Below are 15,627 nucleotides of genomic sequence, written 5' to 3' on the forward strand. Positions count from 1 at the left end.
GCGAAGGGAGCCGAAGCCGGCATGACCTGGCCCACGGCGCGCCGCAGAGACGAGGCGGAGCGCGCCTGGCTGCGCGGTGCGCCGCCGCCGCGCTGGGTGCGGTGGCTGCCGATCGCCCTGCTCGTCGTCCTGTACGCGCTGCAGGCCCCCACGGGATACCGGTTCGAGCTCGCGTTCCCGCTCGCGGCCATCCCGCCGCTCGCCGCGCTGTCGTACGGTCCCGTGGCCACGGCCCTGTACGGCGGCTTCGTCCTCCTGCTCCTCGAACTGCCCCGCACCGGTTTCGGCCGCCCCGGCGACAGTGACGTCCTGACGGTGGGTCTCGTCGCCGTGCTCAGCACGGCGATCGCCCTGGTCCGCAGGCGCAGGGACGAGCAGCTGGTCACGGTGCGCACGGTCGCGGAGGCCGCCCAGTTCGCGGTGCTTCCGCCGCTGCCCGAACGGGTCGGCGCCGTGCGCTGCGCGGGCCTGTACCGGGCGGCGCACCGCGGCGCCCTGGTCGGCGGCGACCTCTTCGACGTGCGCAGGGGCCCGACCGGCGTGCGGGCCGTCGTCGGCGACGTACAGGGGCACGGTCTGTCGGCGGTGGGCACGGTCGCGGGGCTGCTCGGCGCGTTCCGGGAGGCGGTGCTCGACCAGCCGGACCTGGAGGGCGTGGCGGCGCGGCTCGACCGGCGGCTCGTGGTGGACACGGCGGAGGACGAGCACGCGGAGCTGTTCGCGACGGCGGTGCTGCTCGAATTCCCCGACCCCTCCCCCGGCGAGGCGCCCGTCGTGCACGTCATCAGCTGCGGCCACCCGCATCCGCTGCTGCTGCGCGACGGGCGGGTGACCGAGCTTGACGTGCCGGCGGGGGCGCCGCTCGGTCTCGGCCTCGCGGAGGTCGCGCCGCCCGAGCGGCTCACGGTCGAACTGCGGCCCGGCGACCGGCTGGTCGCCCCGACGGACGGGGTGACGGAGGCGCGGAACCGGGACGGGGAGTTCTATCCGCTCGCCGACCGGCTTCCGCAGTTCGCGGGCGAGGATCCGGCCGGGCTCACGGACGCGGTGTGGCGGGACGTCATCCGGTTCGCGGGAGCGGTCAGGGACGACCTGACGCTGCTCGTCTTCGCCCCTCTCGTGTCCGCTCCCGGCGCCACGCGGACCCCGGACGTGCCTCGCGAGGCGTGAGGTGTGAACGTAGGCGCATGAAGAACCCGGGACTCCCGCGCCGCCAGGGACACCGCCGAACCGCGGTCACCGCCTCCGTACTGCTGCTGCCGCTCGCCGTCTCCACGTTGTCCGCCTGTTCCGACGACGACGGGGCGACCAATCCGCCGCCCACGGCCTCGCCCGCCGCGACGGCCAGCGGCGCCCGCTGTGTGACGGACCGGCCGGCCGACGACAAGGGCCCGGACGCGAAGCCGCGCGCGAAGGCCGCGTACACGGTCGACGACAAGACCGTGAAGGCGAAGTCGCAGAAGGAGTTCAAGACGACGAAGCGCGACGAGTCCGCGCTGCTCGTGTCCGGTTCCGGGAAGCTGACGACGCGCGACGCGAAGATCATCAAGCATGGCGGCACCTCGTCCCTCACCGCGTCCGACGGGCACGGCCTCAACGCGGCGGCGCTCGCCCGCGACGGGGGCACGCTCACGATGTCCGGCGGCCGGATGTCCACCCAGAACAAGGGCTCGATCGGCGTGTTCGCCGCGGGCGAGGACACGAAGGCCACGCTCAGCTCGGGCGGCATCAGGACGCACGGCGCGTCCGCGCACGGCGTGGCGGCCTCGCACGGCGGCACGCTCGACCTGACGTACGTGGAGATCGACACGGCGGCCGCGCAGGCGGCGCCGGTGGCCGTGGGGCCCGGCGGCGGGAAGGTCACCGTGTCCGGCGGCACGATGACCTCGGCGGGCTGCGGGTCGCCGGGCGTGCAGACGGCGGGCGACGTCTCCTTGTCGCAGACACTGTTCGACCTGGCCAACTCGGAGGCGTTCACGGTGGAGGCCGGGGGTTCGCTGTCCCTGAAGGACGTCCGGGCGTCCGCGGCGGCGGGCGGTGTCGTACTGCGCGGCGACGGTACGACCTCGTACCGGATGACCGGCGGGGCGGTCCAGGCCTCCGACGGCGACATCTTCGCGGTCCAACAGGCCGACGCCGACATCGAGTTGAGCGGTGGCGCCGACGTGAAGACGAAGGACGGCAAGCTGCTGCGGGTCACGGACGAGGGCACGGCGACGTTCCGCGCGAACGGCGAGAAGCTGAAGGGCAGCGTGGCCGTGACGAAGGGCTCCTCCGCCACCCTCGACCTGACCGGCTCCACCGACCTGGACGGAAAGATCGTCGGGGCGGCGTCGCTGACGCTCGGCCCCAAAACGCAGTGGTCCGTGTCCGGGGACTCGGCGCTGAAGGGCCTGAAGCTGGCCGACGGGGCGAAGGTCTCCAAGGTGATCGTGGGCAACGGTCACACGGTGACGTACGACAAGGCGTCGAGCCCGGACCTGCACGGGAAGAAGTACCAGCTGGAGGGCGGCGGCACGCTCAAGCCCGCGTAGGGCCGCGCTAGCGCCGTTTTTGCAGCGCCGCGGCCCGCTCCCTGATCTCAGGGAGCTTCCCCATCAGCGCGAGGCCGGGGCAGAACGTCTCGTAGCCGTCGCGGTGCCCGGAGACCGCGAAGAAGTTGTGGGCCGTGCCCGTCCTGAAGCGGGCCAGGTCGTTGCTGGACACCAGGCGCACGTGCGAGCGCGGGTCGATCCCGGACAGGCCCAGCTTCCAGGCGGAGACGGCGGCGATCGCGTCGGTCATCGCCTTCGGCACCGGAGTGCCCTCGGTGAACGTGCCGATCGCGGCGATCCCCGCCGTGTCCCGGTTGAAGCCCTGCGTATGGGCGCCGACGACGGGCCGGCCGATGCCGCCCGCACGCCCCTCGAAGACGGTTCCGCAGCGGTCGACGAGGAAGTTGTAGCCGATGTCGTCCCACTCCTTGCCGCCCGAGGCGCCGCTGCCCGCCTGACCCGCGTACAGGTAGCGGACGATGCGCGGCGAGTCCGCGCAGTCGTAGTCGTTCGGCGAGTCGGTGTGGTGCAGGAAGACGGCCTTGACGCGGTCGCCGTAGCGGACCGGGTCGCGGTGGTACGTCTCGGCTCCCGCGAGCCAGCGCGAGCGCGGCACGATCCGGGGGCGCTCCGCCGGTACGCGGCCGCCCACCCGGCCGCCCACGGCCGCGACCCGCTGCGCCGGCACCGCGGAGGCCGGCAGCTCGCCGCGGGCCGTGGCCGCGAAGCGCTCGGGCCCGGGCCGGTCGACCGCCGCGGCACACAGCAGAAGGAGCCCGAGGGCCAGGGCCCCGGGCAGCCAGCGAAACTTTCTCCGTACGACGTGCACGCCTCCCACCCTGGGCCCGGCGCGGCCTGTGCGGTCAGCCACAGTGGGCCAGGTGGTGGAACCATCGGGGGCGCCTGGGCGTTTCTTACCGGTATGGACCTCCACATACTCGACGTGCTGCTGCTCGTGGTGGCCCTCGCCTACGCCGTGTCCGGCTACCGGCGCGGACTGCTCGCGGGCTGCGTCTCACTGGCCGGGTTCGTGGGCGGTGCGGCCGTCGGCGTCTGGCTGCTGCCGTTCCTGATGGAGACGGTCACGCCGGGCACCACGTCGGCCACGATCGTCGCCGTCCTCACGGTGCTCGTACCGGCCGTCGCCGGGCACGGGCTCGCCGGGCTGCTCGCGGCGCGGGTGCGCGGCGGGATGTCGCACGCGCCGGGTCCGCTGCGCGTGGCCGACGGGGTGGGCGGCGGCGCGGCGACCGCGGTGGCCGCCCTGGTGGTGGCGTGGGTGGCGGGCAGCGTCCTCGTCGCCTCCTCCTCCACGGTCCTCAACCAGGCGATCCGGAACTCCACGGTGCTCGGCGCGGTGCAGCACTCGATGCCGTCGACGACGCCTTCCTGGTTCTCGCAGGCCACGGGGGCGCTCACCTCGGCGGGCTTCCCGCAGGTCTTCGACCCGTTCGCGAGCGAGCCGCCCGCCAAGGTGGCCAAGCCGTCCGGGGACAACGTGACGGCGAAGGCGACGAGCGCGGCCCAGCGCAGCAGCGTCAAGGTGCAGGGCGCGTCCGGCACCCAGGGCCGCGAGGGCAGCGGTTTCGTGTACAGCTCCGAGCACGTCATGACCAACGCGCACGTGGTCGCGGGCATCGACGACCCGACGGTGCGGGTGGGCGGTACGGGCCGCGCGTACGAGGCGAAGGTCGTCCTCTTCGACCCGGACAAGGACGTGGCGGTCCTCTACGTCCCCGGGCTCGACGCCCCGTCCCTCCGCTTCGACGACTCGGCGAAGCGCGGTGACGCCGCCGTCGTCGCGGGCTATCCGCAGGACGGCGGCCTCGACCTCCAGGCCGCCACCGTCGACGACACGATCAAGGCGGCGGGCCAGGACATCTACGGCTCAGGCAACGTCACGCGCGACATCTACTCGATCCGCTCCACGGTCCTGCCCGGCAACTCCGGCGGCCCGCTCCTCGACACGGACGGCGAGGTGTACGGCGTGGTGTTCGCCCGGTCCACGACGGACGACGGGACGGGCTACGTGCTGACGGCGGACGAGGTGTCGTCCGACGCGCGGCGGGCGGCGTCGGCGACGACGGCGGTGGACACGGGGGCGCTGGTCTCCTCCTAGCCGTACGGGGTCAGCTCAGCGACTTCCCGGTCGGGACGACGACTCCGTACAGGTCGGTGATCGTCGCCATCGCCCCGAGGTGCAGCTGCTCGGCAGGCAGCTCGACGCCGCCGACCGAGGTCAGGGGCCGCGTCGCGCAGGCGTCAGCGACCACGGTGGGCCGGTTGCCGCGCAGGAACGCGCCCTGAGCGGTGAACTGCACGCACATGTGCGACATGAACCCGATCACGATGACGTCGCTGTGGCCCGCGGCGTCGACGCGCTCCCCCAGGTCGGTGCCGACGAAGGAGTCCGGGGCCTGCTTGACCACGACGGCCTCGCCCTCGACGGGCGCCACGTCCGGGTGGATCTCCCCGATCTCGGCGCGGATGTCGTACGCGGAGCCCTCGCCGCCGTCGTGCTGGACGTGGACGACCGTCGAGCCCGCCGCGCGGGCCCGGGCGAGGAGTTCGGCGGCGTTGTCGAGGGCGGTCCGCCAGCCCTCCAGTTCCATCACGCCGCGGGTGTAGGTGTTCTGGTAGTCGACCAGGATCAGCGTCGCGTCGGCGAGCGAGGCGGGCGTCTCGTCGAGGCCGTTGAGGGTGCGCAGAGTCGTTGTAGGCATGCCTGAAACGCTACGAGCGGCGCTGCCATGTCGGCAATGACGGCTAACATGCAGATTCGGACATCGACCTGGGGACATCGCAAGGAGCGGAGCCATCGTGAGCAGCGGGAGCACCACCGAACGACTCGTCGTCATCGTGCTCTTCGAGGGCGTCGACACGCTCGACGTCACGGGCCCGCCCGAGGTGTTCGCGCTGGTCGGACGCGAGGGGGAGGCCACCTACCGGGTCGTCCTCGCCGCCGAGACCCTGGACCCGGTCACCACCTCCGCGGGCGTACGCGTCCTGCCCGACGTCACCTTCGACGACGTCGCCGGCCGGAGCATCGACACGCTCCTGGTGCCCGGCTCGGTCGAGGCCGACCCGGAGCGCGGGGTGCGCGCCCTTGCCGAACCTCAAGTGGTCGACCGGGTAAGGGCGTTGGCGGCGCGGGCCCGCCGGGTCGCGTCCGTCTGCGTCGGGGCGCATCTGCTCGCGGCGGCCGGGCTGCTCGACGGCAGGCGCGCCACCACCCACTGGTCGACCGCGCGGCAACTCGCCGATGAGCACCCGGAGATCGACGTCGACCCCGACCCGATCTTCATCCGCGAGGGGGACATCTGGACCGGGGCCGGCATCAGCTCCTGCCTCGACCTGTCCCTCGCCCTGGTCGCCGACGACCTCGGCGAGCCGACGGCGCTGCGGGTGGCGCGGCAGCTGGTGATGTACCTGAAGCGGCCGAGCGGCCAGAGCCAGTTCAGCGTGCCGCTGGCGCAGGCCTCCACGACGCGGCGCGTGGAGGACCTGCGCCAGCACATCACCCGGCATCTCGCCGAGCCGCTCACCGTCGCGGACCTGGCCGAGCACGCCCACGTCAGCGAGCGCCAGCTCACCCGGATCTTCAAGTCCGAACTGGGCACGACACCGAGCGCGTACGTCGAGTCGGCGCGCGTCGAACGGGCCCGCCAGCGGCTCGAATCGTCCGACGACACGCTCGACCGCATCGCCTCGACCTGCGGTTTCGGCACGACGGACACGCTGGTGCGGGCGTTCCGCCGACAGCTCGACACGACACCGACGGCGTACCGCCACCGCTTCCGCGTATCCGTATGACCGGCCGGTCAGTAGTGGGTGCCGCCATCGATACGGATCTCCGTACCGGTGATGAACTTCCCGTCCTCGGAGGCGAGCATCGCGACGACCCCGGCCACGGACTCGGGCCCGGCGAAGCCCGCACCCAGTGAGGGCGACAGCTTCGCGAACAGGCTCCAGTCGGTGTCCTCGGGCAGGCCGGGGCCCTGGCTCTGCTTGCTCTCACCGGAACCGTCGGTCATGCCGGACGCGATGGAGCCGGGCTGCACGGCGGTGAACCGGATGCCCTGCTTGCTGTACTCGGCGGCCAGCGCGTGCGTCATGGACTGGATGCCGCCCTTGCTCGCCGCGTACGCCGCCATGTACGGGTGGGCGAACATCGCGGACGTGGAGCTGAAGTTGACGACGGCGGGGCCTTCACCCTGGAGCAGCGCCGGTATCGCCTCGCGGATCATCAGGAAGGTGCCGGTGAGGTTGACGGCGAGCACCTGGTTGAACTCGGCGAGCGTCGTCTTCTCGGTGTGCGAGGAGCGCAGGATGCCGGCGGCGTTGACGAGCACGTCGAGGCCGCCCAGTGCCTGCACGGCCCCGGCGACGGCGTCGCGCACGGACGCCTCGTCGGCGATGTTCACGACGACGGTGGTGAGGCGCTCGGCGTCGGCGCCGGCCTTGGCGACGGTGTCCTGGAGTCCGGCCTCACTGACATCGGCCGCGACGACCCGGCCGCCCTCCGCCAGCATGCGCAGCACGGTGGCCTGGCCGATGCCGGATCCGGCACCGGTGACCAGTGCGCGGCGTCCTTCGTAGCGGTTCAGGCTGCTCAGGCGGTTCATGACGTCTCCTTACGTTCCCGTGTGCGTCCTCGCACGCTGTGCACCGTACGCTTCGGTGGCACGTTTTGCCACTATGGCATCTCACGCCATCCCCTCCCCGCTGCGACTACGCTTCGTCGGGTGAACGAGCCCAGAACGCCCTCTCCGTCGCCTGCGCAGCCCTCACTGACCGAACGCCGCAAAGCGGCGACGCAGCTCGACATCGCCCGCGCGGCGATGGAGCTGTTCACCGAGAAGGGCCCCGACGGCACCACGGCCGAGGAGATCGCGCGCGCCGCCGGGGTCGCGCTGCGCACCTTCTACCGCTACTTCCGCAACAAGCAGGACGCGGTGGGCCCGCTGCTCGCGTCCGGCGGCGACCGCTGGCGCGAGCTGCTGGCCGCGACGGAGCCGGGCACGCCGCTGCCGCAGGCCCTCGAATCGGCCGCGGCGGCGACGCTCTCGCCTCCGGACGAGGCGGCGGAGGAGGCGTTGCAGGGCACCCGGACGCTGCTGCGGGCGGCCCAGGACGACCCTGCGCTGCGCGCCGTCTGGTACCGGGTCAACCAGGAGTCGGAGGAGAAGCTCCTCACGGTGGTGACCCACCTCGCGGGCCCCGATGCGGACCCCCTGGAAACCCGCCTGACCGCGGCCGCGGCGACCGACGCGATCCGGGTGGCCCTGGAACTCTGGTCCACGACGAACGCCCCCACCTCGGGCCCCAACTCCCCGGCGTCCTTGGCGATCCGCGGGTTGCGTCATTTGGCGGCGGGGGTGGCGGGGGGCGGCGGGTAGGGGCGGCGGGGGCGCCCGGTGACCGGCTCGCGGGAGCCATGTCGTACAACCGTGGGACGCGTCCCGCCCCGAGGCGCCTGGTCGTGCGACCGTCGTGCCCCCGTGCCGCCCCCACGCGCGACTGCCCGGTGTGCGCGCCGCGCCTACTCTCGAGTTCCCTGCTCCCGAACTCAGGTATCCCGAAGGCGCGTTGAGGGCATGAGCCCCCGGACGCCAGCCACCCGACCCGCCGGAGGCACACCGTGCTCGACCCTGCAGACGAAAGCTCGGGAGCCATCGTCGTCGTGGGCGCCGGGGTCGCGGGACTCGCCGCGGCACGGCACCTGGCCAGGGCGGGCCTGCGCCCGCTGGTCCTGGAGGCCGCCACGGGCATCGGCGGCCGCATGTCCACCGAGAAGGTCGACGGGTTCCGCCTCGACCGGACCGGCCGGCCGCTGTGCACCTCGTACCCCGAACTGCGCCGCAACCCCGCCCTCGCTCCCCTCGCCCTGCGCCGCTTCTCCCCCGGCACGCTCGTGCACAGCGGGGGTCTGCGCCACCGGGCGGGCGAACCCACCGGCCCCCGGCGCACAAGGGGCGCACTCAGCGCGGCACGCGCCTTGGCGAGCGCCCCCCGAAGTCCGCGCGGCACGCGCCCCACCCTCGGCAGCCCGCTCGACCACGCACGCCTGGGCGCATCCCTGTCCCGGCTCGCGGCGACGGAACCGTCCCGCCTCCTCGCCCGCCCCGAACTCCCCACCGCCCAGGCCCTCTTGACCCGGGGCCTGCCACCCTCGACCCTCCACGGTTTCGTACGCCCCCTACTCTCGGCCCTGCTCTGCGACCCGGACCTCGGCACCTCCAGCCGGTGCGCCGACCTCGCCCTGCGCGCGTACGCGGCGGGCCGGCTCGCCGTGCCGGAGGGCGGCGCCGACGCGCTGCCGGAGCTGCTCGCGGCGGGCCTGCCGCCCGGCACGGTGCACACCGGCGTACGGGCCACGTCGGTCGCCACGACCTCGGTCACGACGACAGAACTCGGCCAACTCCCCTGCCGCGCCGTGGTGTTGGCAACCGGCGCGCACGACGCGGCCGAACTCCTCCCCGGCCTGCGCGTCCCCGCCTTCCACGAGGTCACGGTCGTGCACCACGCCATGCCCGAGCCGCCACTCGCCGAACCCGCGCTGCTGCTCGACGCGGACCGACTCGGCCCCGTCGCGCACACATCGGTGATCAGCCAGGTGGACCCCACGAGAGCCCCGGCGGGCCGCGCCCTCGTCTCCTCGACGGTCCTCGGCCCACCCCCCACGGACCGCGAACTGCGCACGCAACTCGGCGCCATCTACGGCACGTCGACCGCCGACTGGGAAACCCTGGCCGTGCACCACGACCCCCACGCCGTACCGGCGATGCCACCCCCGCACGACCCGCGCCGCCCGGTCCGCCTCCTCGACGGCCTGTACGTGTGCGGGGACCACCGGGACGCCGGCACGGTGCAGGGCGCACTCCGCTCAGCCCGCCGCGCAACCCACGCCCTCCTGACAGACCTGGGCATCCCCCAAGCACCCCCTCTCGCCGCCTGACCCCCAATACCGCGCCCGCCTCCGTGGCCCAACTCCGGGGGCGGGCGCCCCCACCCTCCGGGACACCCCGGCCACGCCCCCACCCTCCGGGCCAGCCCGGCCACGCCCCCGCCCAGGACGACCTCCCGAGCCCGATCCCCCACGCAGGGGCCCATGCACGCCGACCCTCCGGGCCAACCCGTCCACGCCCCCGCCCAGGACGGCCTCCCCGGGCCCGTGCGCCCCCACCTCCCAGGACAGCCCAGCCGGGGTACGGGCACAGCACGTCTTCCGCCCGCTCGGCACGACTCCCCAGCCCACGACGGTCGACGCCCACCGCCTTGAGCAATCCGCCGCCGACCACGGCTCCCCACCCGAGACGGCACGGCCGCCACCGCCTCGGACAATCAGCGGCTCGGCACAACTCCCCACCCGTGAAGGTCGACGCCACCCCGCCTTCAGCAACCCGCCGCCAGCCACGGCACCCCAAGCGAGACGGCAAGGGCCGCCCCGCCTTGGGCAATCCGCCGCAAGCACGGCTTCCCACCCATTGCGGTCAGCCGCAACCGCCTTGGGCAATCTGCCGCCTGGGGCGGCAGGGTGGGCAAGGCGGCACCCCGGTGCCGCGCAACCAGGACGGGAGACGCCAACCACGGCACGGTGAGACCGCCGCCGCGTAATGCTGGGGACGGCGTCGGCCACGGCATGGTGGGGCCCGGTGCCGCGCACCCCTTCACCACGGGCGCCAACCCCGGCACGACCCAGCCCCCGCCGCCGGGCAACAGACACCCCCTCCCCGGCGGGCCGAAGCCCCCGGAGGGGGCGGGCGGGTGGGAGATGACCGGGCAACCGGCGCCGCCGGACACGGCACGGCACCGCGCAACGAACCCCGAACCCGCCACCCACCTAGCCCCTCGCGCCACCCCCGGCGCTCATCCCCGGCACCACGCCACCCCGCCAGACGCCGCCCCGCCCAGACACCAGCCCCCGGCACCCACGCCCCCCTCGGCCGTCGCCACCCCACCCGGCTCCGGCCCCCGCACCACCCCGCCAGGCGCCACCCCGCCCAGACCCGGCCCCCGGACCACCCCGGCAGGCGCCACCCCGCCACCCTCACCCCAACGCCGCAACCCTCTCCCGATACCCCCGGACGGGCCCCGCATCGCGATACGGCTCCAACCTCCGCTCGAACTCCCGCACATACTCATGCGCCCGCACCGACCGCATCTCCGCCGCGGCCGACGCCGCCTCCGCCCCCAGCGCGCACGCCGCGTCCAGCTCGCCCAGACCCAGCCGCGCCGACGCCAACACCACCCGGCAGAACAACCGGCTGCGCGCGAACCCCGGCGCCCGCAACTGCAACGACCGCTCCGCATGCTGCGCCGCCGCCCGGTACTGCTGCAGATCCCGGTGACAGTGCCCGAACTCGTCCGCCAACTGCGCCTCGTCGAAGAATCGCGCCCACGGCGGCACCTCGTCCCCCGGCCGCACCGCCCCGAGCGCCCGCTCGGCCCGCACCAGCGACGCCGTGCACGCCCGCACCTCACCGAGCACCCCGTGCCCACGCGCCTCCACGGCGTGCAGCAGCGCCTGCACCACGGGCGGCGCCGAAGCCCCCACGCCCTGCTGCGCCACCCGCGCGAGCTGCACCGCCTCCCGCCCGTGCCCGAGATAGACGGCCTGTCGGCTCATGGTGACCAGCACGTACGACCCGTACATCCGGTCCCCCGCCGCCTGCGACAGCCGCAGCGCCTGCACGAAGTACCGCTGGGCAAGACCGTGCGCCGCGATGTCGTACGAGGTCCAGCCCGCGAGCCGGGTCAGATCGGCGACGGCGCAGAACAGCCGCCGCCCGTGCTGCTCCCCGTACGCCCCGCGCAGCATCGGCTCGGCCTCGTGCTCCAGGTACCGCACGAGCGCCTGCCGCGCGTGCCCGCCCCCGTACGCGTGGTCGAGCGCGCGGAACAGCTCGCCCACGGAGCGCAGCGCCGCGATGTCCCCGCTCGTCACCCGGTGCCCGGGCCCACGATCCGTCTGCCCCCGCTGCCGCGGCACGCCGGCGCCCACCGCCTCCAGCGCCACACCGGGCCGCCCCTGCACCGGCACCCGCTGCAACTGCTCACCGTGCGCCACCCGGTCGTCGGCACGCCCGATCAGCCAGTCGCGGCTGGGCACGACGAGCCCGGCCGGGGTGAACGCGATCTTGCGGAGTTCGGCATGGCTGCCGGAGTCCTTGCGCCACAGCCCGCTGACGATGTCGACGGCCTCCTCCGGCGACGCCGCGAACTCCAGACCCGCGTAGACGGGCGCACACGCGTCGAGCCCGAGGTCCTGCGCGGAGAGGCGGCGGCCGAGGCGGCGTGTGAACACCTCGGCGATGAGCGCGGGTGTCGTCCCTCTGGGCTGCTGTCCGCGCAGCCACCGGGTCACGGATGTCTTGTCGTACCGCAGGTCAAGCCCGTGTTCGAGCCCTAGCTGGTCCACGCGGCGCGCGAGGCCCGCGTTGGAGAAACCTGCCTCCGCGATGAGCGCGGCGAGCTGGCGGTTCGGGGTGCGCTGCGGAGGTCGTTCCGTCATTGCTGTGCGTTTGCCTTCCGGGCCCTTGGAAGCGGTAAAGGGGGGCCATTGAGTGCCCCCCTTTAGTCGCTGCTCCCTCATGGAACGGCGTGCGCCGTGACCGGCTCCCGCTCACGGACGGCGCTGAAATTATCACGGAGCGCACACGGCGTCCCCCAATCAGCCCAGCCGAATCCCTCCTTCATCCGATCGTGTGACAAACCGCGCGAGGGGTGGACGGCCGAGCCGTAATCCGGGAGCCGTACAGTTGCTCCGGGCGCGTTATATGCACGGTGAAGGTTCTTAGGGAGGCACTTGCCGTGAGTGAGTTCCGGTTCGTCCGCATGGGGTTCGGTGCGGAGATGGTCGATTACCAGGTCGCCTGGGACGAGCAGCGCCGTGTGCACGCCGCTCGCTTCGCCGACGAGGTGCCCGACACCTGTCTGCTCCTTGAGCACCCGCCCGTCTACACGGCCGGCCGTCGCACCGCCCCCGAGGAACGCCCGCTCGACGGCACCCCGGTCATCGACGTGGACCGCGGCGGCAAGATCACCTGGCACGGCCCGGGTCAGCTCGTCGGCTACCCGATCCAGAAGCTCCCGCGCCCCGTGGACGTGGTCGCGCATCTGCGCCGCCTGGAGGACGCGATGATCGCGGTCTGCGCCGAGTTCGGCATCGAGGCCGCGCGCGTGGAGGGCCGGGCGGGCGTCTGGGTCCTCGGCGACCCGATCGAGGAGCGGACGCAGCTCGGCGGCCTCTCCCTGGACTTCAACCCCCGCCTCAGCAGCGAGGACGAGGAGTTCGACCACCGCCTCGTAGGACCCGAGTACGCGCCCTCGAACGCGGGCCAGCGGCACGAGGACCGCAAGATCTGCGCCATGGGCATCCGCGTCGCCAAGGGCGTCACGATGCACGGCTTCGCGCTGAACGTGAATCCGGACACGTCGAACTTCGACAAGATCATCCCCTGCGGCATCCGCGACGCGGGCGTCACCTCCCTCTCGTACGAGCTCGGGCGCGAGGTCACGATGGACGAAGTGCTGCCGATCGCCGAGAGGCATCTGCAGGACGTCCTGGGGAACGCGCACCTCAAGCCGCGCACCGTCGAGAAGGCCTCGGTCTAGTCCGTACAAGGCCTCGGTCCAGCCCGCACAGGGCCTCGGTCCGGCCAGCACAAGGCCTCGGTCTGGTCCATACGGGGAATGCACCCCGCAGGCCGCCGGTTGGCCACCCGTAAGGGCCATGAACATCACGGGCGTACCCTGATGTACGCCGAGGAATCAAAGCTTTAGGGAGCCGGTCGTGTCCGCAGTCGCACCCGACGGACGCAAGATGCTGCGCCTGGAGGTCCGTAACGCTCAGACCCCCATCGAGCGCAAGCCCGAGTGGATCAAGACCCGGGCGAAAATGGGTCCCGAATACACGAAGATGCAGAACCTCGTGAAGTCCGAGGGCCTGCACACGGTCTGCCAGGAGGCGGGCTGCCCCAACATCTACGAGTGCTGGGAGGACCGCGAGGCCACCTTCCTCATCGGCGGTGACCAGTGCACCCGGCGCTGCGACTTCTGTCAGATCGACACCGGCAAGCCCGAGCCGCTCGACCGTGACGAGCCGCGCCGCGTCGGCGAGTCCGTCGTCACGATGGACCTGAACTACGCCACGATCACCGGCGTCGCCCGCGACGACCTGGAGGACGGCGGCGCCTGGCTGTACGCGGAAACGGTCCGGCAGATCCACCGCCAGACCACCAACCGCGCGGACGGCCGCACCAAGGTCGAGCTCCTCGCCCCCGACTTCAACGCGGACCCGGATCAGCTGGCCGAGGTCTTCTCCTCCCGCCCCGAGGTCTTCGCGCACAACGTCGAGACGGTCCCGCGGATCTTCAAGCGGATCCGTCCGGGCTTCCGCTACGAGCGTTCGCTGAAGGTCATCACCGAGGCCCGCGACTTCGGCCTGGTCACCAAGTCGAACCTGATCCTCGGCATGGGCGAGACCCGCGAGGAGATCAGCGAGGCGCTGCGCCAGCTGCACGACGCGGGCTGCGAGCTGGTCACCATCACGCAGTACCTGCGCCCCTCCGTGCGGCACCACCCCGTGGAGCGCTGGGTCAAGCCGCAGGAGTTCGTGGAGCTGAAGGACGAGGCCGAGCAGATCGGTTTCTCCGGCGTCATGTCGGGCCCGCTGGTCCGTTCCTCGTACCGCGCGGGCCGGCTGTTCCAGATGGCCAAGGAGAAGCGCGGATCCTTCACCGCCTCCCAGGCCGTGTGAATTCACGCACAAGAGGCTACTGATCGGTAGTGGCCGGTAAAGCGCGGTCCTGACGATCCCCGCAGATGGGGGCACCGTCAGGGCCGCGTCTGCGTTTGCGGCGCGAGCGTCAAGGCTTCATTGGTGTTTGACCGTCCGGTCACGCCCTGGTAACACCAATCAGTGACTCTGGAATCACGCCCCGTACACCCCGTGCCACAGCCGTGATCACCCTTCGAGGGGGGACCTCAACCATGCAGGCCGCGCCCGTCCGCGCCACCGCCATCCCGACCGTCACCGACGCACTGCGCGCCGTCGAGTCGCTGCTCATGAGCAGCGGCCAGCGCACCGCCCGCCGCAATGCCTGGACCTCGGTCCTCGAGGACCGCCGCCGCGCCAAGGACCGTGTCGAGGCGCAGCGCGTCCTGGAGGCCGTCGCGGCCCGGGGCTGAGAGATCTCGGGGTCGACGCGGGTTCTACCCGCTTCACCGGCCACGTAGACTTCAAGACATGGCGAGGAAGGAAACTGCAGCGGACGCTGCTAACACCGGGCGGCTCAAGCAGATCGCTCAGACCTACAAGATGACCCGCAGGGTCGACACCAAGATCGGTCTCGTTCTCGCGGGTGTGGGAATCGTCACCTTCGGTGTCCTCCTCGCGATCGGCTTCTTGATCGGTCACCCCATCTACCTCGGAATTCTCGGCCTCCTGCTCGCTTTCCTCGCGATGGCGATCATCTTCGGGCGCCGGGCCGAGAAGGCCGCCTTCGGGCAGATGGAGGGACAGCCCGGCGCGGCCGCGGCCGTGCTCGACAACATCGGCCGCGGTTGGACGACGACCCCCGCGGTCGCCATGAACCGCAGCCAGGACGTGGTGCACCGCGCGGTCGGCAAGGCCGGCATCGTGCTCGTCGCGGAGGGCAACCCGAACCGGGTGAAGTCGCTCCTCGCGGCCGAGAAGAAGAAGATGGCCCGCATCGTCTCCGACGTCCCGGTCCACGACTTCGTGGTGGGCACGAGCCAGGGCCCCGAGGGAACGGTTCCGCTGAAGAAGCTCCGTACGACGATGCTCAAGCTGCCGCGCGTACTGACCGGCCCCCAGGTGACCGCGACCAACGACCGGCTGAAGGCGATGGGCGACCTCATGTCGAACATGCCGCTGCCGAAGGGTCCGATGCCCAAGGGGATGAAGATGCCCAAGGGCGGCGGCGGCCGGGCCCGCTGACACGCTCCGCTGCTTCTACGCGAACGAGGCGGGCCGGAACCCGAAGGTTTGCGGCCCCCCCCCCCACCCTTTTGCGGGGGGGGGGGGGCCGGGGGGAAGCGGGGGGGGGGGGGGGGTGGCCCGGGGGCC

The 15,627-nt window shown here is 72.7% G+C and carries 14 protein-coding genes; 10 read left to right on the plus strand and 4 right to left on the minus strand.

Features of this window, described 5'->3' with window-relative positions; translation table 11 throughout:
• Nucleotides 1-21 precede the first annotated feature (21 nt).
• Entirely contained in the window at nt 22-1,170 is a 1,149-nt protein-coding gene (locus ACYSUO_RS27455) for a PP2C family protein-serine/threonine phosphatase (RefSeq protein ID WP_461778914.1), read from the plus strand.
• 17 nt (nt 1,171-1,187) lie between these two features.
• Nucleotides 1,188-2,534 (plus strand): hypothetical protein, encoded by a 1,347-nt coding sequence (locus ACYSUO_RS27460; RefSeq protein ID WP_461778915.1) that lies wholly within the window; start codon nt 1,188-1,190, stop codon nt 2,532-2,534.
• A gap of 7 nt (nt 2,535-2,541) precedes the next feature.
• Here ACYSUO_RS27460 and ACYSUO_RS27465 read toward each other — a convergent pair whose 3' ends face one another.
• Nucleotides 2,542-3,363: a peptidoglycan recognition protein family protein gene (locus tag ACYSUO_RS27465; RefSeq protein ID WP_461778916.1), complete on the minus strand. Its 822-nt coding sequence runs from the start codon at nt 3,361-3,363 to the stop codon at nt 2,542-2,544.
• Nucleotides 3,364-3,456: 93 nt separating this feature from the next.
• On the opposite strand from ACYSUO_RS27465, the gene ACYSUO_RS27470 reads away from it, so the two are divergent.
• Nucleotides 3,457-4,653: a MarP family serine protease gene (locus tag ACYSUO_RS27470; protein ID WP_461778917.1), complete on the plus strand. Its 1,197-nt coding sequence runs from the start codon at nt 3,457-3,459 to the stop codon at nt 4,651-4,653.
• Between the two features lie 10 nt (nt 4,654-4,663).
• Here the strand turns inward: ACYSUO_RS27470 and ACYSUO_RS27475 are convergent, their stop codons facing one another.
• Nucleotides 4,664-5,257: a cysteine hydrolase family protein gene (locus ACYSUO_RS27475; RefSeq protein ID WP_461778918.1), complete on the minus strand. Its 594-nt coding sequence runs from the start codon at nt 5,255-5,257 to the stop codon at nt 4,664-4,666.
• 97 nt (nt 5,258-5,354) lie between these two features.
• Between ACYSUO_RS27475 and ACYSUO_RS27480 the strand changes: the two genes are divergently transcribed.
• Complete coding sequence (locus ACYSUO_RS27480) at nt 5,355-6,347, plus strand: GlxA family transcriptional regulator (protein ID WP_461778919.1); 993 nt, start codon at nt 5,355-5,357, stop codon at nt 6,345-6,347.
• 8 nt (nt 6,348-6,355) lie between these two features.
• On the opposite strand, the gene ACYSUO_RS27485 is transcribed toward ACYSUO_RS27480, so the two are convergent.
• Nucleotides 6,356-7,159, minus strand: coding sequence for an SDR family NAD(P)-dependent oxidoreductase (locus ACYSUO_RS27485; protein ID WP_461778920.1), 804 nt, complete (start codon nt 7,157-7,159; stop codon nt 6,356-6,358).
• 120 nt (nt 7,160-7,279) lie between these two features.
• Between ACYSUO_RS27485 and ACYSUO_RS27490 the strand changes: the two genes are divergently transcribed.
• The gene (locus tag ACYSUO_RS27490) at nt 7,280-7,933 is read left to right on the plus strand and encodes a TetR/AcrR family transcriptional regulator (protein WP_461778921.1); all 654 of its coding nucleotides are present in this window, start codon (nt 7,280-7,282) and stop codon (nt 7,931-7,933) included.
• Nucleotides 7,934-8,175: 242 nt separating this feature from the next.
• Entirely contained in the window at nt 8,176-9,492 is a 1,317-nt protein-coding gene (locus ACYSUO_RS27495) for an FAD-dependent oxidoreductase (protein WP_461778922.1), read from the plus strand.
• A 1,092-nt stretch (nt 9,493-10,584) separates the two neighbouring features.
• On the opposite strand, the gene ACYSUO_RS27500 is transcribed toward ACYSUO_RS27495, so the two are convergent.
• Nucleotides 10,585-12,048, minus strand: coding sequence for a regulator (locus ACYSUO_RS27500; protein ID WP_461778923.1), 1,464 nt, complete (start codon nt 12,046-12,048; stop codon nt 10,585-10,587).
• A 299-nt stretch (nt 12,049-12,347) separates the two neighbouring features.
• Here ACYSUO_RS27500 and lipB point away from each other — a divergent pair, with 299 nt between their 5' ends.
• From lipB to ACYSUO_RS27520, 4 genes are all read left to right on the plus strand, one after another.
• Nucleotides 12,348-13,151 carry a lipoyl(octanoyl) transferase LipB gene (lipB, locus tag ACYSUO_RS27505; protein ID WP_461778924.1) on the plus strand — a complete coding sequence of 268 codons (804 nt, stop codon included), beginning with the start codon at nt 12,348-12,350 and terminating at the stop codon, nt 13,149-13,151.
• Between the two features lie 178 nt (nt 13,152-13,329).
• Nucleotides 13,330-14,295 carry a lipoyl synthase gene (gene lipA, locus ACYSUO_RS27510; RefSeq protein ID WP_461778925.1) on the plus strand — a complete coding sequence of 322 codons (966 nt, stop codon included), beginning with the start codon at nt 13,330-13,332 and terminating at the stop codon, nt 14,293-14,295.
• A 233-nt stretch (nt 14,296-14,528) separates the two neighbouring features.
• Nucleotides 14,529-14,726 (plus strand): SCO2195 family GlnR-regulated protein, encoded by a 198-nt coding sequence (locus tag ACYSUO_RS27515; protein ID WP_266720372.1) that lies wholly within the window; start codon nt 14,529-14,531, stop codon nt 14,724-14,726.
• 58 nt (nt 14,727-14,784) lie between these two features.
• Entirely contained in the window at nt 14,785-15,498 is a 714-nt protein-coding gene (locus tag ACYSUO_RS27520) for a DUF4191 domain-containing protein (RefSeq protein WP_266720370.1), read from the plus strand.
• Nucleotides 15,499-15,627: the final 129 nt, after the last annotated feature.

This window comes from Streptomyces sp. UC4497, assembly GCF_054871485.1.

Bases quoted from the DNA above. Each gene is read 5' to 3' on its own strand.
- ACYSUO_RS27515 (WP_266720372.1), top strand. From the start codon at position 14,529: ATGCAGGCCGCGCCCGTCCGCGCCACCGCCATCCCGACCGTCACCGAC.
- ACYSUO_RS27455 (WP_461778914.1), top strand. From the start codon at position 22: ATGACCTGGCCCACGGCGCGCCGCAGAGACGAGGCGGAGCGCGCCTGG.
- ACYSUO_RS27500 (WP_461778923.1), bottom strand. From the start codon at position 12,048: ATGACGGAACGACCTCCGCAGCGCACCCCGAACCGCCAGCTCGCCGCG.
- ACYSUO_RS27485 (WP_461778920.1), bottom strand. From the start codon at position 7,159: ATGAACCGCCTGAGCAGCCTGAACCGCTACGAAGGACGCCGCGCACTG.
- ACYSUO_RS27475 (WP_461778918.1), bottom strand. From the start codon at position 5,257: ATGCCTACAACGACTCTGCGCACCCTCAACGGCCTCGACGAGACGCCC.
- ACYSUO_RS27520 (WP_266720370.1), top strand. From the start codon at position 14,785: ATGGCGAGGAAGGAAACTGCAGCGGACGCTGCTAACACCGGGCGGCTC.
- ACYSUO_RS27460 (WP_461778915.1), top strand. From the start codon at position 1,188: ATGAAGAACCCGGGACTCCCGCGCCGCCAGGGACACCGCCGAACCGCG.
- ACYSUO_RS27470 (WP_461778917.1), top strand. From the start codon at position 3,457: ATGGACCTCCACATACTCGACGTGCTGCTGCTCGTGGTGGCCCTCGCC.